This is a genomic window from Alteromonas sp. Mac1, from assembly GCF_001562125.1.
Lineage (GTDB): Bacteria > Pseudomonadota > Gammaproteobacteria > Enterobacterales > Alteromonadaceae > Alteromonas > Alteromonas stellipolaris.
Genome location: NZ_CP013932.1, coordinates 2,721,351 through 2,747,025, shown reverse-complemented (window position 1 = coordinate 2,747,025; position 25,675 = coordinate 2,721,351). Strand labels below are relative to the sequence as shown.

The window sequence follows — 25,675 nt, the reverse complement described above, 5'->3', positions numbered from 1 at the left end:
GCCTTAAAAAAGTGTTAAGTACGAATAATGTTATTCTACTTCAACAATCTTAAGGGTATTAGTTGCACCAATTTTTTCCATTTCATCACCGTAAGTCAAAATGATGTTGTCGCCACTTTGCACTAAACCTTTGGCTTTAAGTGCTGCCACTACATCATACTTTAACTGACCTGGTTCGCTTTTCGATGAATCGAAATAAACAGGCTTAACACCACGGAACAATGCCATAGTATTTAGTGTGCCTTCATGACGAGACATCGCGATGATAGGTAATGAGGTAGTAATACGCGACATCAACTTAGGCGTGTTGCCGCTTTCAGTTAGTCCTACAATCGCTTTTACGCTTGGTAGGTGGTTCGCTGCGTATACCGCTGACAACGCAATTGATTCGCTGGTAGATGAGAAAAGCTCATCCATGCGGTGCTTTGAAATTTTTACGCTAGGGTGTGTCTCAGCACCTTCACACACACGAGCCATCGCTTGAACAGTTTCAATTGGGAAACTACCTGCCGCTGTTTCAGCAGAAAGCATAACCGCATCTGTGCCATCTAGTACTGCGTTAGCAACGTCCATAACCTCTGCGCGGGTAGGCATAGGGCTATCAATCATCGATTCCATCATTTGCGTTGCGGTAATAACGATTTTGTTTAGCTGGCGTGAACGGGCAATCAGCTTTTTCTGAACACCGACTAGCTCGGCATCACCAATTTCAACACCTAGGTCACCACGTGCAACCATTACCGCGTCTGAAGCACTGATAATGTCAGTAATAGCTTCATCGGTGGCTACGGTTTCAGCACGCTCTACTTTGGCACAAATTTTCGCATAACAACCTGCTTCTTCAGCTAGCTTTCTTGCGTAATTAAGATCTTCACCACTACGAGGGAATGAAACCGCAAGGTAATCAACACCAATCTCAGCCGCTGTGATAATGTCTTTCTTATCTTTTTCAGTAAGGGCTTCAGCAGATAAGCCCCCGCCTTGACGGTTAATGCCTTTATTGTTTGATAATTTACCGCCAACAGTCACTTCTGTTAGCACTTTACGGCCTTCTACGCCGGTGACTTTAAGTTGAATACGACCATCATCAAGTAATAGAATATCGCCAGCACTGACGTCATCAGGTAGCGCTTTATAGTCAATACCAACTTGCTTAGCATCACCAGCATCCCGGTCTAGTTCAGCATCAAGCGTGAAACTATCGCCGATAGACAATTTAACCGCGCCTTCAACAAAACGTGCAACACGAATTTTTGGCCCTTGTAAATCGCCTAAAATGGCAACGTACTTACCTAAGTTTTTAGCCGCTTCTCTTACGCGTTTCGCACGCTCGATATGATCTTCTGCTTGTCCGTGTGAAAAGTTCATACGAACCGTGTTTGCACCGGCGGCAATTAGTTCTTGAATTTTTTCGAGTGAATCAGTGGCAGGGCCAAGCGTTGCAAGAATTTTCGTTCTTCTGGTCATTAGGAGTCCGTCGCAATTTTTAAGTGATGTAGCACAAATAGATATATGGCTTACCTGTGTAATTTGTACAAAGGTTAACCTGTAATCGCTTTACGTAATTTTATTACAGAATAGTAGATGAATCTGACATAAATGTGAATGAAAGATGAAGAAATGGGAACTGAGCCGACCAGTTACGTCATTTATCTCAATAAAGAGTGCTAATGCCATTCACTGCCTTTTCTGTATTTTAAATAATCAATAGTTAAGCTTTTTCCACTTAACTAGGGTAGCAGGTATGGGAAGAAAATGTGGTTAATTACCGAATAGGGTAGGAAGCTAGTCGCTTAGCGACGTTCATAAAATGTAACGAATCCGAGTTAGGCTCCGCAGAATGTAGCAGAACATAAAGATAGGCTAACTCGAATGCGTTAAAGAGAAGTGCTTATTCGTTGCGCTTTTCGTAACGCGAACCGCGCAGGGTGTCTTTCACCCGTTTTAAGTTCTCTCTGAATTTGTTACCGCGGCGTAATGTGAACCCTGTAGCAAGTACGTCGATAAGCGTAAGCTGCGCAATACGTGATGCCATTGGCATATACATATCGGTATCTTCCGGTACCTCAAGAGATAGTACGTAAGTACATTCATGCGACAATGGACTGTCGGCTGAAGTTATACCCACTACCGTTGCATCGTTCATGCGGGCAATTTGTGCAATCTCTACCAAGCTTTTGGTGCGACCCGTATGTGAAATAAGCACCACAACATCGCCAGTCGAACAATTCATGCAACTCATACGCTGCATCAAAATGTCTTCAAAGTAGACAACAGGCACATTGAAACGGAAAAATTTGTTTAATGCATCGTGGGCCACAGAGGCTGATGCGCCAAGCCCAAAAAACGAAATCTTCTGTGCTTGAGTTAACAAATCTACAACGCGATTAACCACTTGCACGTCTACAGACTGTCGTGCAACTTCAAGAGAAGCCATGGTCGATTCGAAGATTTTGTTGGTATAATCTGCTGGCCCATCATTTTCATCAACATGACGGTTTACGTAAGGCGTTCCATTTGCGAGACTTTGTGCTAAATGAAGTTTAAAGTCTGGAAAGCCTTTAGTGTCTAAACGTCGACAAAAGCGATTAACTGTCGGCTCACTAACATCCGACATTTTAGCCAAGGTTGCTATACTCGAGTGAATAGCTGTTTGCGGATTCGCAAGGATCACATCAGCTACTTTTCGTTCTGATTTGCTGAATGACGCTTTATTTTGTGTAATTTTTTCTAAAATATTCATACAGAAATAGCAATTAGTAAGGGAAAATTGATGTAGGTTACCCGACTCATAGTACCCAATGTGACGGAAGTGACAAGAAAAATGTAATTTTTTGACATTTTTTATCACTTGCGGGGAACAAAGTGGGTCTGGATAGGGTACTAACCCGTTAATATATAGAAATGAGATTCAATAGTTTCCAAAAGTTGTAATTTTACTACATTTGGTGTTAACTATATGCTAATAACACGTGGATGGCGTTAGAAGGTACGTCTACCTCACGTTAGTTTCACACATACATTTAAAAGGTCGACGAAAATGGTATTGGAAAATTCCTACGAACCCTGTGATTTCGTGCTATTTGGCACACTGGGTGATCTTTCACGACGCAAATTACTGCCGTCTTTATATCAGCTTGAAAAAGCAGAGCTCATTCATCCAGATACAACCATTGTTGGTGTAGCCCGCCATGAAATGGAATTAGAAGACTATATCGCCGAAGTGCATGCAAACTTAGTAAAGTTTGGCGATAAAGAGCTTTGTGAAGAAACATGGGAGCGTATGAAGGGCCGTCTTCATTATGCATGCGTCGATATGAAAGATATCGGTAGCTACTGCGTTTTAGAAGATCATGTTGACCCAGCGCGCACCATGGTGTGTTATTTAGCAACACCGCCTTCTATCTATGGTGATATTTGTCGTGGTCTTCACGGCTGCAAAATTATCGATTCAAGTGTACGTGTTGTACTTGAAAAGCCGATTGGTCACGATCTTGAATCGTCAAAAGTGATTAACGAGCAGGTTGCTGAGTACTTCGACGAGAAACAAATTTACCGTATCGATCATTACCTAGGTAAAGAAACAGTACTTAACCTTGTTGCACTTCGCTTTGCTAACTCTATCTTTGCGACCAACTGGGATCACAACTGTATTGACCATGTTCAAATATCAGTAGCGGAATCAGTTGGTATTGAAGGGCGTTGGGGTTATTTTGACGATGCGGGTCAAATGCGCGACATGGTGCAAAACCACTTACTTCAAATTTTAAGCTTAGTGGCCATGGAGCCACCAACGACACTAGATGCAGACAGCATTCGTGATGAAAAGCTTAAAGTACTTAAAGCACTGCGCCCTATTAACTCATCGAACATTAGCGATAGCACGGTTCGTGGTCAGTACACCGCAGGTTTTGTTAAAGGTGAAGAAGTTCCAGGCTACTTGGAAGAAGAGGGTGCTAACACCCAAAGTAGAACGGAAACCTTCATTGCAATAAAAGCAGAGATTGATAACTGGCGTTGGGCGGGTGTTCCGTTCTACCTTCGTACGGGTAAACGTATGCCGTCGAAAGTCAGTGAAGTGGTTATCTACTTCAAGCGTCAGCCACACAACTTGTTTGGCGACAGCTTTAAGAACTTGCCACCGAACAAATTGGTAATTCGACTTCAGCCTGATGAAGGCGTTGAAATTACTGTAATGAACAAAGTCCCTGGCTTAACCAGCTCTGGGTCTATGGATTTACAAAAATCTAAGTTGAACTTGAGCTTCTCTGAAGCCTTTGCCGACGATCGTATTCCTGATGCCTACGAAAAGCTGCTTCTTGAAGTAATGCTAGGCAACCAGGCGCTGTTCGTTCGCCGTGATGAAATTGAACAAGCCTGGACATGGGTTGATTCAATTCTTGAAGCATGGAAATCGTCTAATGAACCACCAGAGCCTTATCAGGCTGGTACGTGGGGACCGGTAGATTCAATTGGCCTTTTGGCACGAGCGAATCGCAGTTGGTACGAAAGCAAAACGGTAAAGAAGAAGAAATAATATGGCTTTAACAACCCTTTCATTTGATACACCCGATGCGCTTACCTCAGCATTTGCTGAAGACTTGGTTAGCATTCTTAAAACTGGTATTAAAACCCGCGGGCGTGCTTCGCTTGTGGTGAGTGGCGGCAGAACGCCTCTTGCACTTTTTAAGCAGTTGAGCGAAACCGACATAGAGTGGGACAAGGTAGATATTACCCTTGCTGATGAACGTTGGGTGGAAGAAGGTCATGAAGCCAGTAACACCAGCTTAGTAAAAGCGAATCTTATTCAAAATAAAGCCAGTGCAGCGCATTTCGTTGAATTAAAAAGCGATGTTGCTGACGCTAGTGAAGGCGTAAATGCTGCTGAAAAAGCGATTGCAAGTATGTCCCAGCCTTTTGATGCGCTTATTTTAGGCATGGGTGAAGACGGTCATACCGCATCGCTATTCCCCTGTTCAGAACAAGTCAATGATGGCTTAAGCATGAACAGTGGCCGCACATGTATTGCTGTACAACCTACAACTGCACCCCATCAACGTATTTCACTTACGTTGCCGGCGTTGCTAAACAGTCGACATATTTTTCTGCATTTAACCGGTGATAAGAAAAAGCAGGTACTGCTTGATGCACTGGATAATGCTACCGAAGCGCAAAAGCCCATCACGGCCGTGGTAAACAGAGCCCCGGTAACCTTGATGTGGGCGCCCTAGGAGACAATGATGGATTCAAGAATTGCAGAAGTTACGCAGCGTATAATAGAGCGTAGCAAAGACAGCCGTAAGGCATACTTAGAAAAAATTGAACACGCACGCCGCCAAGGTCCTCACCGCGGTGTGCTGTCGTGCGGAAACCTAGCGCACGGTTTTGCAGCGTGTGGAACAGAAGATAAATCTGATCTACGCTCGATGACTAAAGCAAACGTAGCGATTGTATCTGCTTACAACGACATGCTTTCAGCGCACCAGCCATACGAAACGTATCCTGCGATTATTCGCGATGCAGTTAAAAGTGTAGGCAGTGTGGCTCAGTTTGCTGGCGGTGTTCCGGCTATGTGTGATGGTGTTACGCAAGGTCAAACCGGTATGGATTTGAGCTTAATGAGTCGTGACAACATTGCCCAAGGTGCTGCTATTGCTTTGTCGCACAATATGTTCGACTCCACCCTTATGTTAGGTATTTGCGATAAAATCGTACCTGGATTATTAATGGGTGCATTAAGCTTTGGTCACTTACCGACAGTATTTGTGCCAGCCGGCCCTATGCCTTCAGGCTTACCGAATAAAGAAAAAGCCCGTGTTCGTCAAGAATACGCAGAAGGCAAAGTAGGCCGTGATGCGCTACTTGAAGCTGAATCTCAGTCTTATCATTCTGCTGGTACATGTACTTTCTACGGTACCGCAAACTCTAACCAATTAGTGGTAGAGATGATGGGCCTTCATTTACCGGGCTCTTCGTTTGTAAACCCAGGTACAGAGCTTCGTGATGCCCTGACGAAAGCGGCTTCAATTCAAGCGACACGTATTACTGACTTAGGCGATACATACCGCCCAATCGGTAACATTGTTGACGCTAAAGCTATTGTAAATGGCCTAGTTGGCTTGCTAGCAACCGGTGGTTCTACTAACCACACTATGCACTTAATTGCCGTTGCTCGTTCAGCTGGTTTCATCATTAACTGGGATGATTTCTCAGATATTTCTAATGCTGTGCCTTTGCTTACTCGTATTTATCCAAACGGCTCTGCCGATATCAACCACTTTGTTGCTGCTGGCGGTATGTCATTGCTTATCAAGCAATTGCTTGATGCTGGGTTATTGCATAATGACGTTAATACCATTTGTGGTGAAGGGCTAGATTTCTACACCAAAGAGCCAATGTTGAAAGACGGTGAGCTTGAATGGCGTGACGGTCCTACTGAGTCGTTAGACAAAGAAGTACTAGCCACGGTAGAAACACCATTTAAACCAGATGGCGGCTTAAGTGTACTAGAAGGGAACCTTGGTCGCGGTGTGATTAAAACATCAGCGCTTCGCACCCCTCATTGCACCATTAAAGCGCCAGCGGTTGTGTTTGAAGACCAGTTCGACTTAGACGCTGCATTTAAAGCGGGCGACTTGGACAAAGATTGTATTGTTGTCGTTCGTTTCCAAGGGCCTTCGGCTATTGGTATGCCAGAACTGCATCGCTTAACACCGCCTCTTGGCGTGTTACAAGACAAAGGCTTCAAAGTAGCCTTGGTCACTGACGGTCGTATGTCAGGTGCATCAGGTAAAGTACCAGCGGCAATCCATGTAACCCCAGAAGCCTATAAAGGCGGCTTGCTTGCCAAAGTTGAAGCGGGTGACTTGATTGAACTAAATACAGAAACAGGCGCATTAACCTTGCACGTCGATGAAGCTACCCTTGAAGCCCGTGAAGCGAAACCTGCTGATATTGGTCACCACCATATTGGTATGGGTCGTGAAATGTTTGGCGGCATGCGTGCCATCCTTACCGGCGCTGAAGAAGGTGCATGCTCGTTGTTCTACAACCAGGAGCAGGCGCTATGAGCCAGAAGTTTGTGGCCGATGTAGGGGGCACTAACATTCGCGTTGCTCGGGTTACCGAAACAGGCGTAACCGATATAAAGAAATACATGTGTAATGATTTTGCTAGTATCGACTTGGCAATTTCACAGTATTTTAGTGATATGCCTGAATACCAATTCACCGAAGGGTGTATTGGTATTGCCTGTCCAGTATTGGGCGACCAAGTAGTGATGACTAACCATAGCTGGGCGTTTTCGCAAAATGCGCTACGCTCGCAGTTAAAGTTAGACTCATTGTTTGTGATCAACGACTTTACCGCAGTGGCACATTCATTACCGGTTCTGAATGACTCACAAGTTGTTCAAATTGGTGATGGAACGGCGAAAGCCGGTGGTAACATTGCGGTATTTGGTCCAGGTACTGGCTTGGGTGTAGAGCATATCACGATGACCTCTACTGGGTGGCAAACCCTAGACGGCGAGGGCGGTCATGTTGACTTCTCTCCTGTCGATGAAACCGATATTGTGGTATGGCGTCACCTGCAAAAAAGTTTCGGCCGTGCTTCGGCTGAAGAAGTAATGTCTGGCAGGGGATTACATAATATTTATACCGCACTAGCACAAGATGCAGGCAAAGAAGCTACATTCGCTGAACCTGCTCAAATTACAGAAGCCGCATTAGCGGGTACCTGTGATATTGCTGCTGCCACTTTAACGCAGTTCTGCAGAATTATGGGCAGCTTTGCCGGTAATTTGGCGTTGAATATGGCCACAACAGGTGGCATTTTTATCGGCGGTGGTATAGCAAACCGTTTCCCTGAATTCATTCAAAATAGTGACTTTAGAGCCCGTTTCGAAGCAAAAGGGCAGATGAAGCACTATGTGAAAGATATTCCTACTTATTTGATAGCAGAGCCTGATCACGGCTTATTAGGTGCAGCTGCTTATCTTCAACAACATACTGCGAGCTGATTTATGACAAGTAAATGGAAATATTCGCCAGCTGATATCTTTGCTGCTGGCCCTGTTGTACCTGTATTGGTTATCAACGATGTGGAAAAGGCAGTTCCGCTAGCAAAAGCACTTATGGCCGGTGGTATTAAAGTATTGGAAGTAACCCTTCGTACGCCAGCTGCAATTGACGTAATTAAGCGTATTGCAGATGAAGTGCCTGATTCTCTTATTGGTGCTGGAACGGTAACAAATGCACAGCAGCTTAAAGCGGTTATTGAGGCGGGTGCCAAATTTGCAATTAGCCCTGGTATGACAGCTGATTTGCTAAAAGCGGGTATGGAAGCAGAAATTCCACTTATCCCAGGTATTTCTTCAACGTCTGAACTGATGAAAGGGAAAGATGCGGGTTACACCCATATGAAATTTTTCCCAGCCGAAGCGTCTGGTGGTGTGAAAGCGATTAAAGCGATCAGTGGCCCATTCCCTGAATTTACATTCTGCCCAACTGGCGGCATTGGCCCAGGTAATTACAACGATTACCTAGCCCTTAAGAATGTTGTTTGTGTTGGTGGTTCTTGGTTAGCACCAGATGATGCCATTGAGTCTGGAGATTGGGATCGTATTACGCAACTTGCTAAAGAAGCGGTTGCGGGTGCCAAGATTAGCTAATAAAAAGATAGTAAAAAGCCCCGATAATAGTGACTGATTATCGGGGCTTTTTTTATTTAAGATTATCAAGCACACCGCAAGCGGCTAAAGGGCTCGCTACCGCATTACACAGGCGTTATCGTTTGCACCATAGCGTGAGATTCACTTGGCTGTAGTGTCTTGCCCTTAGTGATAGACGACTCTACACACACCATATGTTTATAACCAAACGGATCCATATCAGAAATTGACGCAGCGCCTTGCCAAGGGTTCCATACCACCAACGAGTCGTGGCCTTTTGAGCCAACATCGGTAAAAGAGGTATCGTTTACCACAATAGATGCCTTTTCTACCGCGCTCATATGAATACGGTCGGTTTCACCGGTAAAAGTATAATTTTCAGGTGTGGGTTTTATCGCCCAGTCATCCAGTTTATCTTTATAGTCACCGGTTATACCGTCAAGGCGAACCGCTTGAATATGATCAACATGAAAGTAACTGTGTAACGCGCAGTTGTAAGTAAAAGGTACTACGCCTGTGTTTTCTGTAATTAACGATACGGTGAGGGCGTCACCTACAGTAATTGATAGGGTAACAGCACAGTCATGTTCAAACCCTTCTGCTCGCGTGAAAGATGGGGTAAGCGTAATATGCGTGCCAGTTTCATCTTCGCTTGATGATGTTAACTGCCACACTTGTGTGCGCAAAAAGCCATGGGCAGGCAGCTCACCTTTCGCTTTGCCATGGTCGTCACTAAACCATGGCCAACACACAGGTATTCCACCACGTATAGGGCGTTCACCGTTAAGGTAGGCATGGGGGCTCATCCATAAGCGTTCCTGCCCATCTCTTTTTGGAATAAAAGATAAAACATGTCCGCCAAATAAACTGATTTTTGCTGAACCGAGGTGGTTATCTACCTCTAAAAACGTCAATCCGTTTGATTCGCTTACTTGCAATGATTCTGTTGACATAAATCCTCCATGAAGCAACGTGTTGATTGTACCGTTGTCGAGATTTCCACAAGGTCTCGCATTCCCATTTAATAATGGCTTATTGTGCTATGAAAACAAAAAAGGTGCGAATAGTATTCGCACCTTTTTTCAATCTACAAACAATGTCTTCAATAACCGAGCAACCGGGTTGCCGTTATTGATACACCCGATTACTTAGAAATGTGAGCAACCAAGTCTAGAACTTTGTTCGAATAGCCCCATTCGTTGTCGTACCAAGAGATAACTTTTACGAATGTGTCGGTAAGTGCAATACCCGCTGTTGCATCAAAGATTGACGTATTAGCGTTGCCGATAAAGTCATTTGATACTACTGCGTCTTCAGTGTAGCTCATGATACCTTTAAGCTCGCCTTCAGACGCTTCTTTCATTGCCGCACAAATAGCGTCGTAGCTAGTTGGTGTAGCTAGGTTAACAGTAAGGTCAACCACTGAAACGTTTGGCGTAGGAACGCGGAAAGCCATACCCGTTAGTTTGCCGTTAAGCGCAGGAATAACTTTACCTACTGCTTTAGCTGCCCCCGTAGACGATGGAATGATGTTTTGGCCAGCGCCACGACCACCGCGCCAGTCTTTCATAGAAGGACCGTCAACGGTTTTCTGTGTAGCTGTAGTCGCGTGAACTGTTGTCATTAGGCCGTCTACAATACCGAACTTATCGTTAAGTACTTTAGCTAGAGGCGCTAGACAGTTAGTTGTGCACGATGCGTTTGAAACAATAGTTTCACCAGCGTAGCTTTCATCGTTAACACCCATAACGAACATAGGCGTGTCATCTTTAGAAGGTGCAGACATAACCACTTTCTTTGCACCCGCTTCGATGTGCTTAGCGGCAGTTTCTTTCGTTAAGAACAGACCTGTTGACTCAACTACCACGTCTACGTCTACTTCATTCCATTTAAGGTTAGAAGGATCTCTTTCAGAGGTGATGCGGATAGTTTTACCATTTACAACTAAGTCGTTGTTGTCTACTTTAACTTCACCGTCGAATAAACCGTGCGTCGAATCGTATTTTAACAAGTAGGCAATGTAATCTGTATCTAATAAGTCGTTAATAGCAACTACTTCGATGTCTTCACGGGCAGCAGCCGCACGCATTACTAAGCGACCAATGCGACCAAAACCGTTAATACCGATGCGAATTGTCATGACGTACCTCGATTATTTTTGAATATGAAAATAAATTACGTAAAGTATGGATCAAAATGCCATAATTGGCAAAACAAAAACGCTAAACTGTTGGAAAATTACGAACAACAGCTTATGCAATCGTATTCAGTTTTCATAGCGCGACTGTTTCTAGAATAATGTTAATATTTTGTACGTATAAGCAAATTTGCTTAGTGCAAATCAAGCGTGCCTCTCACAGGAATACAGGAACAAGTTACGATGACACAAGATCTTCTGCAACAACTGGTTGAAATGCGTGGAATAGAGACTCAATACGTCGACGCATGGGGCAAACCAGCAACCATCGCAGAGTCAAGTAAAGCCAAATTACTTAACGTGCTGGGTTATGACACCGCCAGTGAAGAAAAGATTCAGTCGCAAATTATAGACGACATTAGCTCAGTATGGTTATCTCCTTTGAACCCTGTTCAAGTGGTTCGTAGCGATGAAGCTATTGTTATCGTTGTGCGCCTACCTATAGAGCTTGTAAACGATGAACATGTCATTACAGTTCACTGTGAAAACGGAAAAATTGAAAAACATACGTTTACACCGGTAGACCAAGAAATGACGACCATGGCGCACATCGATGAGGTGGAGTTCCATGAATACGTAGTATCGTTGCCACTTAACTTACCGCTTGGTTATCACACCATAGCGTTAAGTGCAGACGATGATCAGTTTGCCGAGTCTCGCATTATTGTTGCGCCAAAAGCCTGCTACACCCCAGAGCCTATTGCCGCTGGCAAAAAGATTTGGGGATTAAGCGTGCAGCTTTATTGTGTGCGTAGTGAGAAAAACTGGGGAATAGGGGATTTCACCGACCTTGCAACGCTAATTGAAAAAGCAGCTGGCGTAGGGGCAGATTTTATCGGGCTTAATCCTATTCATGCACTTTATCCTGCCAATCCAGACGCGTGTTCTCCTTATGGTCCTAGTTCTCGCCGCTGGCTAAACTACTTATACATTGATGCGTCTGCTATTGAAGGTTTTGATGACGAAAGTGTTCAGGCCGTTGTGAATGCTGACGAGTTCCAAAACACGCTGACTCATGCCCGTGAAACAGAACACGTAGATTATGAGGCTGTCGCTCATATTAAATTGGCAGCGTTAAAAGCAGTGTTTGATGTTTACGATACTCGTCATCTTCGTAAAAATACCAAGCAAAATAAAGCATTCAAAGCGTTTGTTGCCGAAGGCGGTGAAAGCTTAGATATGCTAGCGGTATACGATGCGCTTCAATCTCACCTTAAAGCGAAAGGGAAAGACTGTTGGGGATGGCCTGTATTCCCTGAAGAATACAAAGATTACCATAACCCCGCCGTTGCGAAATTTAAAAAAGCCAATGCTAGCGAAGTTAAGTTCTACCTATTCTTGCAATGGATAGCGGCGCAACAGTTAGAAGCGGCAAGCAGCAAAGCCACTGACTGTGGTATGACAATTGGTTTATATCGAGATCTTGCTGTAGGGGTGAGTGAAGGTAGCGCTGAAATTTGGGGCAACAAAGATTTATACTGCACTGATGCAAGCGTAGGTGCTCCGCCTGATATCTTAGGGCCGTTGGGGCAAAACTGGGGTCTTCCTCCAATGGATCCTCGCAAGCTTTATGAACAAGCTTACCAACCTATTATCGACTTGTTTTCAGCCAATATGGCGTCGTCAGGCTCGCTTCGTATTGACCACGTAATGGCTCTGCTACGTTTGTGGTGGGTAGTGAAAGGTGATGATGCGAAAGAGGGCGGTTATGTGTATTACCCGGTTGATGATTTATTGGGTATCTTAGCCCTCGAAAGTCATCGTAACCAAAGCTTAGTTATCGGCGAAGATTTAGGCACCGTGCCTGAAGAAATTCGCAGTAAGTTGGCAGACAATGGTGTGTACTCATACCGAGTTTTCTTCTTTGAGCAAGCAGAAGACGGTGGTTTCTTCTCGCCAAGCCATTACCCTGTGCAGTCTATGTCTACGCTCACCACGCACGACATGCCTACGCTTATTGGCTACTGGCACTGCTTAGATTTGGCGTTAGGCAAAGACATTGGTCTTTACCCTACAGAGGAAATTCTGCAATCCCTTTATACCGACCGTCACGCGAATAAACAGTCTATATTAGACTCGCTACATGGCCATCACTCGGTAGCAGATAATGTGGGTAGAGATGTTAACGCTACAGGCATGACAGCAGAACTTAGTAAAGGTATGCAAGTGCATATGGCTGGCGGTTCAAGTGCTTTGTTAAGCTTACAGTTAGAAGATTGGTTACAAATGGACAAGCCAGTGAATATTCCAGGTACTTTCAACGAGTACCCTAACTGGCGTAGAAAGCTGACCAGGAATGTTGAGGCTATTTTCGAGACTCATGATATAACAGAGTTGGCAGCTCAATTAACGCAAGCACGTAAACAAGCCGGTGCTTAAGTTATAGTTTTCATTTTTTAAAATGAATATGTTGGCGTGCAAATACGCACGCCTTTGCCTAATATTAGGGCAGTAAACCCGCGTTTTCTTGCGGGTTTTTAATAGGAGTAGCAGATGCAGGTAACGCGGATAAAACAGATAGCGCAGCAATTAGAACATGCAACATGTTCTCAGCCGTTTTCCGTTCTTGGGCCAATTGAAACAGGAAGTAAAACTAAGATTCGAGTATGGCGTCCAGACGCTTCATCCATCGAAATAAGTTGGCCAGATACCGCATTGCCGAAGGTTATGCTGAAACCACTCAATGAAGCTGGTTTATTTGAAGGTGAAATCACAAAATCCCAAAGCGCACAAGTTTACTCGGTGACGATCACCACTAAAGCGGATAGCTACACCTATTGTGACCCTTATCAATTCGCTGAAAATGCTTATCATGCTGTACATTACATCGACAGCAAACCAGAGAATTTGTATCACCAAGCCGGTGCACAGCTCATTACCGTTACGCCTGATGAAGGCGAAGCAATCGCTGCCACCCGTTTTTGCGTTTACGCGCCAAACGCCTCGTCAGTTTCATTAATTGGAGACTTTAACCAATGGGACGGGCGCTTACACCCCATGGAAAAAACCTCACTGGGGTATTGGGTATTAGTGGTTCCAAACTTAGGCGAAGGCGAACGCTACAAATACCAAATTAAAGATGCTCACGGGCATGAATTACCGCACAAAACCGACCCACTAGGGTTTAGCGCAGAGCAATATCCTTCTCATGCATCAAAAATTTTTGACCACGAAAAATACCAATGGAACGACGATGCATGGCTAGCATCCCGTAAACAAAATAAATACGCAAACCCCATGAGTATTTACGAAGTGCACCTAGGCTCGTGGAAACGCCCTGGTGCAGACAGCGGGCAGCGTTATTTAACTTACGAAGAGTTGGCCGAAGACCTCATTCCTTACGCAAAAGAGATGGGCTACACCCACCTTGAGTTATTACCCGTTTCAGAGTTTCCGTTTGATGGGTCGTGGGGATATCAGCCGGTTGGCATGTTCGCGCCAACCAGCCGTTTTGGTAACCCAGATGCCTTTAAATACTTTGTCGATAAATGCCACCAAGCTGGTTTAGGGGTAATTATTGATTGGGTACCTGCGCATTTCCCAGAAGACGGCCATGGTCTTGCTCGCTTTGATGGCAGCCATGTTTATGAATATGAAGATCCAAGACGCGGTTGGCATCCTGATTGGAATTCGTGCATCTATGATTTTGGTAAGCAAACCGTTCGCCAGTTTCTCGTCGCCAATGCATTATTCTGGTTAGACAAGTTTCATGTGGATGGATTAAGAGTAGATGCGGTTGCCTCTATGCTTTATCTCGACTACTCCCGCAATGAAGGCGAATGGATACCGAATGTCGACGGTGGAAACGAGAATTACGAAGCTATCAGCCTGCTGCGCTGGATGAATGAAGAAGTGTATAAGCACTACCCTGATGCCATGACTATTGCCGAAGAGTCGACTTCTTTTCCAAAAGTGTCACGACCTGTGTTTGAAGGCGGGTTAGGTTTTGGCTTTAAATGGAATATGGGTTGGATGCACGATTCTTTAACCTATATTGCTAAAGATCCTGCTTACCGTAATTATCATCATGGCGAAATTACTTTCAGCATGGTTTACGCGTTTGACGAGAACTTTGTACTGCCAATATCTCACGATGAAGTGGTACACGGTAAAGGTAGCTTATTACACAAAATGCCCGGTGATGAATGGCAACAAGCCGCTAACTTACGTTGTTATGCTGGCTTTATGTTTGGTCACCCAGGTAAGAAATTAAGCTTCATGGGTAATGAATTTGCACAAAGCAAAGAATGGAACCACGACACCAGCTTAGATTGGCACCTTCTTGAACATAAAAAGCACAAGGGTATTCAAAGCTTGTATAAAGCCTTGAATCAGTTTTATACCCACACTCCTGCCATGTACGAACAAGATCACAGTCATAATGGTTTTGCATGGATTGACCATGAAAATGCTGACCAAAGTGTGGTGTCTTTTGTGCGCACGTCTTTAGATGGTAAGCAAAAAGTATATGTAATTTGTAACTTTACGCCTATTCCTAGAGAACATTACCGTGTAGGTGTAGATGGGGCAGGTGAGTTGGCGCTTGCACTAAATACAGATAGTCAGGTATTTTGGGGTAGCGATTATCCTGTGGACGGCCATGTCACGCCTACTCCGATAGCATGGAATAACCGAGACCACTCAGTTAGTATTAATTTACCCCCATTATCTACCGTATTTTACATCACGAAATAGGAATTACGTTGGACGCGAAACAGAATGTCACAGAGACAAGCCATGTTTTATTGGGTGAAGCGTTTCCACTAGGAGCAACGCCCTATGATGATGGGTGTAACTTTGCAGTTTATGCACCAGATGCAAAAGCAGTGGCGCTATGTCTTTTTCACAACGATACCGAAGAGCCGATGGAAGAAATATTGTTGCCTGAAAAAAGCGGCGATATTTGGCATGGTTTCTTTCCCAATGTAAAAGCAGGCCATCTGTATGGTTACCGTGTAGAGCGTGGTGAAGGGCAACTTCACGGCGTTCCTACCGATAAACTACTTATCGACCCTTATGCGAAAAAACTCAGTAGACCGATTCATTGGGATGCAAGGCAATATAAATTCGACTCGCAATTTATGGTGCCTAAGTGTGTGGTGGTGGCTGACGCCGATTACCCTGAAAGTGCTATTCGCAAAGTAAACGTTTTAAAACACAAACGTATTGTTTATGAAGCGCATGTGAAAGGGTTAACCAAGTTACACCCCGATGTGCCGAAAGAACACAGAGGCAAATACCTTGGGGCAAGCCACCCTGCGGTTATTGCTCACCTAAAAGCGTTAGGCATTACTACCGTTCAGTTCATGCCGATGTGTTCGTTTATGCCAGAGCCTTACATTACGGAAAAAGGGTTAACCAACTATTGGGGCTACAACCCGGTTAACTTTTTTGCACCTGAACCTCGCTATGCAAACAAAGATGCGTTGGCCGAAATTAAGCATATGGTTGATGAATACCATAAAGCGGGGCTTGAGGTGATTGTAGATGTAGTTTACAACCACACGGCAGAGGGCGGTAAAGGCGGCCCTATTTTGTCCTATAAAGGTTTCTGCCCTTACCAAGCGTACTTGCTAGAGCAAACTAAGCGGGGAGAGTTGGTTTATTCGAATCACTCTGGCTGCGGTAATACAGTGCATACCTCTCATCCTTATATGATGACCCTCATTTTAGACGCTATGCGTTTTTGGGCAACCACTATCGGTGTAGATGGCTTTCGTTTTGACTTGGCCGTAACCCTGGGGCGCGAGCCTCAAGCCTACAACAAATATGCTGGTCTGATTCGTGCCATCGGACAAGACCCTGTTTTAAAGCAAACTGTATTGCTGGCCGAGCCTTGGGACATTGGTCTTGGTGGCTATCAGGTGGGCAACTTCCCCACGCCTTGGCTTGAAGTGAATGATAAGTACCGAGACACCGCGCGGGCGTTTTGGCGCGGAGATGAAGGTTTAGCAGCCGATTTTGCTACTCGCTTTATGGGGTCTCGCGACTTATTTCATAAAGGCTACCGTCATATTTCTACATCGGTGAATAACATCACCTACCACGATGGTTTTACGCTGCATGATTTAGTAAGTTATGCAGACCGACATAATCTCGCTAACCTGGAAGAAAATCGAGATGGCCACGGGCATAACTTATCAGCTAACTATGGGGTTGAAGGTGAAACCCAAGACAAAAATATACTGGCGCTACGTGAACGGCAGAAGCGAAATTTATTCGCCACGCTTATTTTCTCGCAAGGCACGCCGCATATTTTAGGTGGCGACGAGCTAAGTCGAACGCAAAACGGTAACAACAACGCCTATTGCCAAGATAATCCAATTAGTTGGACGCAATGGGAAATGAACAAGCGTCAGCAAGATTTCCTTAGTTTTTGTCAGTATGTTATTCGCCTAAAACAAGGTTCTACCTTGTTAAGCGAGATAAAACTAGAAGATGACCCTTACTCGTTATCGAAAAATGTCAGCCAAATTAATTGGTTCAAACCTGATGGCACCGATAAAGCGTCTGAAGATTGGAACGCGGCACACAATAAAGCTTTTGGTGTAGAAATCAGAGGCTGCGCGGTGGGTGAGCAAACCCCAGAGCATTGGTTTATGTGTGTAAATGCCAGTGACAACGACGTGAGATTTAATTTGCCAAGTTTGTCACCCAAAGGAGGTTGGACGTTGCATTTAGATACCCGTTACGCTTCACTCAGCGAGCAACCTAAAATCTGTATTCAGAAGGTCTTTTTACAAGCGGGTAAGTCTCTTACTTTGTTTAGTTTTAACGAATTTACCTCGTAAGCTTTACCTCTGACGAAAAAAATAGCATACCGAACGGATATCGGCACGGTATGCTGTTCTTTATTGGTACAGGTGGTATTATGCTCTCCCATCTGAATGTGAGGGTTTTTCTATGCAAAATGAAGGTGGAAGTAAGCACGCCACAACAGCGTGTGATATTGGTTTTATCGGTTTAGGCGTAATGGGTAATAACCTTACAATGAACTTGGTAGACCACGGTTATCGAGTAGCATGTTTCGATTTAGATCAGCACAAGGTCGATGCTATTCTTGCAAAAGACGCCAGTGAGCGAGATGCCAACGCTGAACCTCGCGTAGAAGGTTGTAGCTCTTACACCGAATTACTCAGCAAACTAAAAGCCCCTCATCTTATTATTCTTTCTGTTCCAGCTGGCGACCCTGTCGACCATGTATGTAATCATCTTATTGATGCGGGTATTCATGCCGACGATATCGTGGTTGATACCGGTAATAGCTTGTGGACAGACTCCGTTGCCCGCGAAGAGCAATACAAAGGCAAATTTATCTTCTTTTCTACTGCCGTTTCTGGTGGTGAAGTAGGGGCGCGCTTTGGGCCATCATTAATGCCATCGGGCAATCCCTATGCGTGGACCCGTATTGAGCCTGTACTTAAAGCGATTGCCGCGAAGGTCGATCCTGAAACGGGTAAGCCGCTTGAGAGTTTCGTGCCAGGTAAACCAATATTAGAAGGTGAGCCATGTGCCACCTATATTGGCCCAGTTGGCGCAGGCCATTATGTAAAAATGGTACATAACGGTATTGAATATGCCGATATGCAGCTAATTTGTGAAACCTATCATGTGATGCGCGAAGCATTGCAAATGTCGCCTTCTGACATTGCAGCCGTATTTAGACGCTGGAATGAAGGTAAGCTAAATAGCTACCTAATGGAAATTAGCGCCGAAGTGCTCGACCAACTTGACCCTGATACCCAGCAGCCTCTTGTTGATGTAATTCTTGATAGAGCAGGACAAAAAGGCACTGGACTGTGGACTGCGGTAAGTGCATTGCAAGTGGGTAGCCCAGCCCAAACTATTACGTCTGCCGTTTTTGCGCGCAGTATTTCTAGCTTGAAAGATGAGCGTGTGGCAGCAAGTAAGGTGCTTAGTGGCCCTGAACCTGTTGTTCATTCTGATGAGCAAAAAGAAGACATCATTAATAAACTAGAGCAAGCGTTATACTGCTCTAAAATTTGTGCTTATGCACAAGGCTTCCAGCTAATGGCTATTGCTGCCAAAGAACACGGTTGGCAGTTAGAGTTTGGTGAAATTGCCAAGATTTGGCGTGCAGGCTGTATTATCCGCGCGGTGTTCTTGCAGTCTATCTCTAAGGCATACGAAAACAACGAAGAGTTGTCGAACTTGCTGATGGACCCTTTCTTTGCCAATCAAATTTCTGAGTTCCAATCTGATTGGCGTCAATCAATTGCGCAAGCCACTATTGCTGGTGTGCCGTGCCCCGCTATGATGTCATCGTTGAGCTATTATGATTCATATCGCACCGCAGTATTACCGGCTAACTTGCTACAAGGTCAACGAGACTTTTTCGGTGCCCATACATACCAACGTGTAGATAAGCCTGCGGGTAAAAAGTATCACTTAGAATGGAGTGATCCCCAACGTCCGCAAACTTCTATAAAACGCTAAACGGTTCCTGTACCAATTTAAAAGGTGTGCTAGGTTCTATTGGCGCACCTTTTTTCTTTATGACGCCTGAATTTAGGAGAAATTATGTCTGAGCAAAAATGGCAAGACACACTGTCAGAAGAAGAATACCGGGTGTGCCGCAATGCGGGGACAGAACGACCTTTTACTGGGGCATTGTTAGATGAAGCCCGAGAAGGAACCTATGTTTGTAAGTGCTGTGGTGCTGATTTGTTTTCATCACAAACCAAGTTTGATGCTGGTTGTGGCTGGCCCTCTTTCTTTCAACAACTTGAAAACGATAACGTAGGTTACCGAGACGACAATACCCATGGTATGCATCGCGTAGAGATTTTCTGTAAACAATGTGATTCCCATTTAGGGCATGTGTTTCCAGACGGGCCAGAGCCAAGCGGGCAGCGCTATTGTGTAAATTCAATTTCACTGACGTTTAAAGGTAATGGTGATGTTGTGGTGAAAGGCTAAACATAAGCGCCGTAGCTAATACGTTGAGTAAATGATTTTCACAAGGTAAACAGTCGAACAAAAAATATACAGTTATGATTGCCTTGATGTTTGAAATAAAAAAATCCGCCTTTATTTGGCGGATTTTTTCTTTTTTTAACACTTATTTTATACGAAAAAAATGTAATTCATTTTCATTATCACAGTCTATTTAGCTTAAGTGCGCTTGCATCGAACTGGCTATTATCAAGGGCAGAGACAATATCACTAACCACGCTGTCTAAAATATCAACCGGTAAATTAAACTTTTGACCGATTGATTCCCGCCTAGCTGAGGGTATTTTTTCGTCAAAGTATTCACCTACGCCTAGCCATACATAAGCCATTCTGTAGTTTTCTTTATCCATGCCTAACGACACCAATGATAGGTAAACCGCACTGTCTATGTCATCGGCATCCTTGTACAGGCTTAGCGCTTTATACAAGGTATCGATAGTGCGCTCAGGATCGGTCTTAATTTGCGCCGAGGCCAAAGAGATGAGCAACTCAGGATCGTTAACTTTGTTACTCGCGACATAGCGCTCAAACCGGTGAAATGCCTCTTTATCATTGTGACGAGACCAATGGTAGTAAGAAAGGTGAGGGTCAAGGGAACGTTTAGTTTCACGCGCTAATCGGGTAAGTTCGCGTTGAGCAGTAATTACTCCCTTAAGGCGGGTGGCTTCTTTGCCTTTACGTTTCACGTGTTCAATATGCTGAACTTCTTCCACACACACTAAGTAATCTTCAAACGCCAATAACAATGGGTATTTGAACGCATCTGAGGTATCTGCTTGGTGGTTGTATCTCAACCTAATAATATCGGCACGTTCGTGACGACAACGTGCATCTAGGCTCAAATCTAAACACATCTCACTGTGGGTTTCGCAAATTTCACTAATAGTCGGTTCGAACCAATCGCTACATCCAGACAACATGACGGTCATCGATAGCGTGGCAATAACATTTTTATAACCTGTTGGAAAATTACTAAATAAAGTGCCTAGAACTGGCGAATTTTGTGATTTCATGAAATTTATCAACAATTTGGTCATCCTTGTTTGTTTCTTTAAGATACTGCTCGTCACCGTCAGACGAAATCTTCACCTAGTGTACCCTAAAATATTAAAAAACTGACGTGTCACATACCGTTAATTTACGTCGATAAAGGCAAAAACATGAACCAACAGTTTGAGCAGGAATTACAAAGCAGCTGGCAAGAGCGTCAGGAATACGCGGAAATGATGTTGCCCCTTATCGGTAAGCTATACCGAAATAGCGCAGTAGAAATTTCAGTTTATGGCCGCTCTTTATTAAATGCCAGTGCGACTGATGTGATAAAAGCGCATCGCAAAGTACGCTTGCACGAGGGAGTAAAATTGCGACTTCGGGAGAGTTTCCCAATTTTACTCGCGCTAAGTGAAATGCAGATTGCCCCTGCTCAAATTGACATTGGTAAATTGGCCTTCGACTTTAATTACGGTTCGGCGGTAGACAATGACGACTTAAATGCATTTTTAAGTGAGAAGTTAGGCGACGTGATTGATAAAGAGGACGAGCAGAAGCCTCAAGACGTTGTACTTTATGGCTTTGGTCGTATAGGTCGTTTATTGGCCCGTTTATTAATAGAGCGCCAAGGTAAAAACAACAAACTACGTTTACGTGCCATTGTGGTACGTGGCGGGCGCGATGGCGATTTAGAAAAACGTGCTAGCTTGCTTCGCCGCGACTCAGTGCACGGGCCATTTAATGGCAGTATCTCTATTGATCATGAACGCAATGCATTAAAAGCAAACGGATCATTTATTCAAGTGATTTACGCTAACAGCCCAGACGAGGTTGATTACACGCAATACGGTATCGACAACGCTATTATTGTTGATAACACCGGTATTTGGCGTGACCGCGATGGTTTAGGTTTACACCTTAAAGCGAAGGGTGCGTCTAAAGCCGTACTAACGGCACCTGGTAAAGGCGACATTAAAAACATCGTTCATGGAGTTAACCATGAAGAGATCACGCCAGACGATACCATTCTTTCAGCTGCAAGTTGTACTACCAATGCGATTACGCCTGTGCTCAAAGCGTTAGATGAAGAATACGGCATTGAAGACGGTCATGTTGAAACCGTGCATTCATACACGAATGATCAAAACCTCATTGATAACTACCATAAGGGTGACAGACGTGGTCGCAGTGCGCCGCTTAATATGGTTATTACCGAAACTGGTGCAGCGAAAGCGGTATCGAAAGCTTACCCTAAGCTTGCTGGCAAGCTAACCGGTAACGCTATTCGCGTGCCTACGCCGAATGTATCATTGGCTATTTTGAACCTTAACTTAGCGAAAGGCACAGATAGAGTGGCAGTGAATGAATTCTTACGGGATGCCGCACTCTTTTCTACCTTGCAACACCAAATTGATTACACGGCCAGTAAAGAGATTGTGTCTACTGATCTGGTTGGCTCACGAGCAGCGTCAGTGGTCGACTCCCAAGCAACTATTGTAGCCGATAAACGCCTTACTCTTTATGTTTGGTACGATAACGAGTTTGGTTATAGCTGCCAGGTAATGCGTGTTATCCGCGATATGGCAGGGCTCAGTTTCCCTACATTGCCGCTTTAATATTCAATTTGAATAAAAAACCGACCACCTAGGGTCGGTTTTTTATTTGTGTAAACAAAACCGTGCCTTCAAGTGGCATAAATAGCGCATTGGCACATGGTATTTGTGTTGCTGACTATGCTAAATTACCGCTCAAATAAAGAGGGAAACGACAGTTTATGCATATTTCTAGTCTATTCGACAGCGGTAATATTGAGGTGCTAAGCGCACAATCACCCGAAGACATTCGTCTTGCTATACCTAAAGATAATCAATCTGAATTTGCTCAATGGTTTCACTTTCGCTTAGTTGGCGAGTCGTTCGTTACCCATACAATGACCATCACCGACTTGGCTAAGTCGGCCTATCCAGAGGGTTGGAAAGGCTACAATGTGCTTGCTTCATACGATCGCCAAACCTGGTTTCGTATTCCCAGCGAGTTTGATGGCGATAACCTCACATTCTCACTAACACTCGAACAGCCTAGCGTTTATTTCGCTTACTTCATCCCTTATAGCTACGAAAGGCATCTTGACCTAGTGCACGATGCGCAAATGTCATTGCTATGTGAACATCGCTTTCTAGGTTTAACTCTAGATGGTCGCGATATGTCCATGCTAGTGATTGGTGAAGAAACGCCTAATAAGAAAAAGGTGTGGGTTACAGCCCGACAGCATCCAGGTGAGACCATGGCACAGTGGTGTGCAGAAGGTCTCATTTACCGTTTGCTTGATGAGCAAGACGGACTGGCGCGACAATTGCTGGATAACGCAGTGTTCTACGTAGTCCCCAACATGAATCCTGACGGTAGTGCACGCGGTCATTTGCGTACCAACGCGGTAGGCACTAATTTAAACCGTGAGTGGGCAACCCCTAGTGCTGATAAAAGCCCAGAAGTGCTTTATGTGATGGACGCAATGGAAAAAATTGGCGTAGATATGTTTGTCGATTTGCACGGTGATGAAGCACTGCCGTACAATTTTGTGGCAGGCTGTGAAGGTAACCCAAGTTACTCTGACGAAATTAAAGCGTTAGAGAACACTTTTAAAGATGCATTGTTAAATGCAACGCCAGAGTTCCAAGACGAGTTCGGTTACGATAAAGACGCGCCAGGTGAGGGGAACCTAACCGTGGCAGCCAATGCAGTAGGTGAGAAGTTTAATTGCATGTCTTACACCGTTGAAATGCCGTTTAAAGACAACGCAGATGTACCAGATGAAATTTACGGCTGGTCTGTTCAGCGCAGCAGACAGCTTGGCGAGGATTTACTTATTGCCGTAAATGCCGTAGTAAAGAAGTTAAATGCTTAAACGTTAAATTAGCATCACAAAAAAGCCCCTTTTCAACGGGGCTTTATTAATAAATACAATAATAGAAATCATAACAACAAGATAATAAAGGGGTGATACCTTGGAAGGGTTATATAGTTTTCTCGTCATACTGGATGGTTTTTTAGGCGGCGCAGGGTGGTTTCCTTACGTATTGCTAGGTGTAGGTTTATTCTTCACTATCTACCTTAAATTCCCTCAAATTCGTTTTTTCAAACACGCATGGCAAGTAGTAACTGGCAAGTTCGACAAAGAGAGCGATCCAGGTGATACCACACACTTCCGCGCACTTACTACCGCGTTATCAGGTACGGTTGGTACCGGGAATATCAGTGGTGTAGCGTTTGCTATATTCTTGGGTGGTCCAGCAGCGTTGTTCTGGATGTGGGTTACCGCCTTTTTAGGTATGACAACGAAATTCGTTGAGGTAACCCTTTCTCACAAATACCGTGTGAAAACCGAAGATGGCACCATGGCGGGTGGTCCCATGTACTACATGGACAGACGCTTAAACATGAAATGGTTAGCGGTAGCTTTCGCCATTGCCACTGTAGTGAGTTCATTCGGAACAGGTAACTTGCCGCAAAGTAACGGTATTGCGCAAAGTATTGAAGCCACGTTTGGTTTCGAGCCTTGGGCAGTAGGTAGCGTGCTAGGTATTTTACTTGCGCTTGTTATCCTTGGTGGTATTCAACGCATTGCTGCCTTTACTGCGCGAGTCGTGCCGGTAATGGCGGTTATTTACCTTATTGGTGCGTTAGCGGTAATTTTCGCGAACGTTGAAAATATTATTCCTTCTTTCACTGCGGTAGTTAAAGATGCATTTACAGGGTCTGCGGCTGCAGGGGGCTTCTTAGGGGCGTCACTTGCGTATGCATTTAATCGTGGTGTAAACCGTGGTTTGTTCTCGAACGAAGCGGGTCAAGGTTCTGCACCTATTGCTCATGCTGCGGCGAAAACCAAAGAGCCAGCGTCTGAAGGTATGGTGTCGCTACTTGAACCTTTCATCGATACCATCATTATCTGTACGGTGACTGGTTTGGTTATCTTGTCTTCTGGTGTATGGAAAGAAAAGCATGAAAACGTATTTGACCGTTCAGACATGTTCTTCGTTCAAGGCCAATATGATGACAGCGATCAGGCCGATGTCGATAAACTTTACGGTTACCTGAACGATGTAAAAGGTAACGAGATAAAAGCGTACACAGGTAGCATCACTGTAGTAAACGGTACTGCGGTTAGCGATGGTTTTACCTTGTTAAATTCACGCTCAGTTGCTGAAGATGTTAAATACAACATTGGTAGCGAAGACTTGTTTACCGGTACGCTAAAAATCGAAGAGGGTAAACCAGTACGAGACAACCTAGAAGTAAGCGGTAAATCATTGGTGCACTCAGCTGCGCTAACGACCATTGCCTTTACACGCGGATATTTCGGTAACTTCGGCCAATACATAGTGTCCATCGGGCTTATGCTGTTTGCGTTCTCAACTGCTATTGCGTGGTCGTATTACGGTGACAGGGCGATGACCTACTTGCTCGGCCCCCGCTCGGTAATGCCATATCGTGTTATTTACGTAGCTGGCTTTGTGTGGGCTGCCTTTTCTGATACCACATTAGTATGGGCACTGTCGGCAGTGGCCATTGTGGTAATGACTTTACCTAACCTATTTGGTATTGTGCTGCTCAGTAAAGAAATGAAAGAAACCGTTAATGATTATTGGTCTAGACATAAAAAATAATCGTTAGTGTGAATGGGTGTGTAAGCCAACGTGGTAGCCTTTTAAGTTTGGCTTTCACACCACAAATTCAATTAAATTATATTAATGCTCATCTGCCTTTGAATAGGCTTTGCAATACGCATTTCAATACGTAAAATACTCACCTCTAAAACCAATGCTACCTGGTTATTTTCGCAT

Annotated in this window: 18 protein-coding genes; 13 read left to right on the top strand and 5 right to left on the bottom strand. The window is 44.5% G+C overall.

Going from position 1 to position 25,675, the window contains the following annotated elements; genetic code table 11:
• Window positions 1–30: 30 nt before the first annotated feature.
• Window positions 31–1,467, bottom strand: coding sequence for a pyruvate kinase (gene pyk / locus AV939_RS11715; RefSeq protein ID WP_061997708.1), 1,437 nt, complete (start codon window positions 1,465–1,467; stop codon window positions 31–33).
• Window positions 1,468–1,891: 424 nt separating this feature from the next.
• A complete protein-coding gene (locus AV939_RS11710; protein WP_057791191.1) occupies window positions 1,892–2,743 on the bottom strand; it encodes a MurR/RpiR family transcriptional regulator in 852 nt (283 codons plus the stop codon).
• Between the two features lie 297 nt (window positions 2,744–3,040).
• Between AV939_RS11710 and zwf the strand changes: the two genes are divergently transcribed.
• Genes zwf through AV939_RS11685 form a run of 5 tightly spaced genes read left to right on the top strand, consistent with a single transcriptional unit; the run spans window position 3,041 to window position 8,671 of the window.
• Window positions 3,041–4,537: a glucose-6-phosphate dehydrogenase gene (gene zwf, locus AV939_RS11705; protein ID WP_061997707.1), complete on the top strand. Its 1,497-nt coding sequence runs from the start codon at window positions 3,041–3,043 to the stop codon at window positions 4,535–4,537.
• 1 nt (window position 4,538) lies between these two features.
• Window positions 4,539–5,231 (top strand): 6-phosphogluconolactonase, encoded by a 693-nt coding sequence (gene pgl / locus AV939_RS11700; RefSeq protein WP_013783641.1) that lies wholly within the window; start codon window positions 4,539–4,541, stop codon window positions 5,229–5,231.
• A 9-nt stretch (window positions 5,232–5,240) separates the two neighbouring features.
• On the top strand, window positions 5,241–7,070 hold the full coding sequence (edd, locus tag AV939_RS11695) for a phosphogluconate dehydratase (RefSeq protein ID WP_057791197.1): 1,830 nt from the start codon (window positions 5,241–5,243) through the stop codon (window positions 7,068–7,070).
• A complete protein-coding gene (locus AV939_RS11690; RefSeq protein ID WP_057791199.1) occupies window positions 7,067–8,020 on the top strand; it encodes a glucokinase in 954 nt (317 codons plus the stop codon). Before edd ends, AV939_RS11690 begins: the two co-directional genes overlap by 4 nt.
• Window positions 8,021–8,023: 3 nt before the next feature.
• Window positions 8,024–8,671: a bifunctional 4-hydroxy-2-oxoglutarate aldolase/2-dehydro-3-deoxy-phosphogluconate aldolase gene (locus AV939_RS11685; protein ID WP_057791201.1), complete on the top strand. Its 648-nt coding sequence runs from the start codon at window positions 8,024–8,026 to the stop codon at window positions 8,669–8,671.
• 104 nt (window positions 8,672–8,775) lie between these two features.
• Here the strand turns inward: AV939_RS11685 and AV939_RS11680 are convergent, their stop codons facing one another.
• Both AV939_RS11680 and gap read right to left on the bottom strand, forming a co-directional pair.
• Window positions 8,776–9,624 carry a D-hexose-6-phosphate mutarotase gene (locus AV939_RS11680; RefSeq protein ID WP_057791202.1) on the bottom strand — a complete coding sequence of 283 codons (849 nt, stop codon included), beginning with the start codon at window positions 9,622–9,624 and terminating at the stop codon, window positions 8,776–8,778.
• Between the two features lie 191 nt (window positions 9,625–9,815).
• Complete coding sequence (gene gap / locus AV939_RS11675) at window positions 9,816–10,811, bottom strand: type I glyceraldehyde-3-phosphate dehydrogenase (RefSeq protein ID WP_057791204.1); 996 nt, start codon at window positions 10,809–10,811, stop codon at window positions 9,816–9,818.
• A gap of 240 nt (window positions 10,812–11,051) precedes the next feature.
• On the opposite strand from gap, the gene malQ reads away from it, so the two are divergent.
• The 5 genes from malQ (at window position 11,052) to msrB (ending at window position 19,808) form a co-directional block, all read left to right on the top strand.
• Complete coding sequence (gene malQ / locus AV939_RS11670; RefSeq protein WP_057791206.1) at window positions 11,052–13,247, top strand: 4-alpha-glucanotransferase; 2,196 nt, start codon at window positions 11,052–11,054, stop codon at window positions 13,245–13,247.
• Window positions 13,248–13,361: 114 nt separating this feature from the next.
• Window positions 13,362–15,563, top strand: a complete 2,202-nt coding sequence (glgB, locus tag AV939_RS11665; RefSeq protein WP_057791208.1) for a 1,4-alpha-glucan branching protein GlgB — start codon at window positions 13,362–13,364, stop codon at window positions 15,561–15,563.
• A gap of 8 nt (window positions 15,564–15,571) precedes the next feature.
• Window positions 15,572–17,659, top strand: coding sequence for a glycogen debranching protein GlgX (gene glgX, locus AV939_RS11660; protein WP_057791210.1), 2,088 nt, complete (start codon window positions 15,572–15,574; stop codon window positions 17,657–17,659).
• Between the two features lie 112 nt (window positions 17,660–17,771).
• Window positions 17,772–19,325 (top strand): NADP-dependent phosphogluconate dehydrogenase, encoded by a 1,554-nt coding sequence (gene gndA / locus AV939_RS11655; protein ID WP_057791213.1) that lies wholly within the window; start codon window positions 17,772–17,774, stop codon window positions 19,323–19,325.
• Window positions 19,326–19,409: 84 nt separating this feature from the next.
• Complete coding sequence (msrB, locus tag AV939_RS11650; RefSeq protein ID WP_057791215.1) at window positions 19,410–19,808, top strand: peptide-methionine (R)-S-oxide reductase MsrB; 399 nt, start codon at window positions 19,410–19,412, stop codon at window positions 19,806–19,808.
• A gap of 179 nt (window positions 19,809–19,987) precedes the next feature.
• Here the strand turns inward: msrB and AV939_RS11645 are convergent, their stop codons facing one another.
• A complete protein-coding gene (locus AV939_RS11645) occupies window positions 19,988–20,857 on the bottom strand; it encodes a DUF2989 domain-containing protein (protein WP_231701202.1) in 870 nt (289 codons plus the stop codon).
• A gap of 147 nt (window positions 20,858–21,004) precedes the next feature.
• Here AV939_RS11645 and AV939_RS11640 point away from each other — a divergent pair, with 147 nt between their 5' ends.
• The 3 genes from AV939_RS11640 (at window position 21,005) to AV939_RS11630 (ending at window position 25,498) form a co-directional block, all read left to right on the top strand.
• Window positions 21,005–22,450: a glyceraldehyde-3-phosphate dehydrogenase gene (locus AV939_RS11640; protein WP_061997706.1), complete on the top strand. Its 1,446-nt coding sequence runs from the start codon at window positions 21,005–21,007 to the stop codon at window positions 22,448–22,450.
• Window positions 22,451–22,608: 158 nt separating this feature from the next.
• Entirely contained in the window at window positions 22,609–23,739 is a 1,131-nt protein-coding gene (locus tag AV939_RS11635; protein ID WP_057791219.1) for a M14 family metallopeptidase, read from the top strand.
• Between the two features lie 100 nt (window positions 23,740–23,839).
• Window positions 23,840–25,498, top strand: coding sequence for an alanine/glycine:cation symporter family protein (locus AV939_RS11630; RefSeq protein ID WP_061997705.1), 1,659 nt, complete (start codon window positions 23,840–23,842; stop codon window positions 25,496–25,498).
• Window positions 25,499–25,675 lie beyond the last annotated feature (177 nt).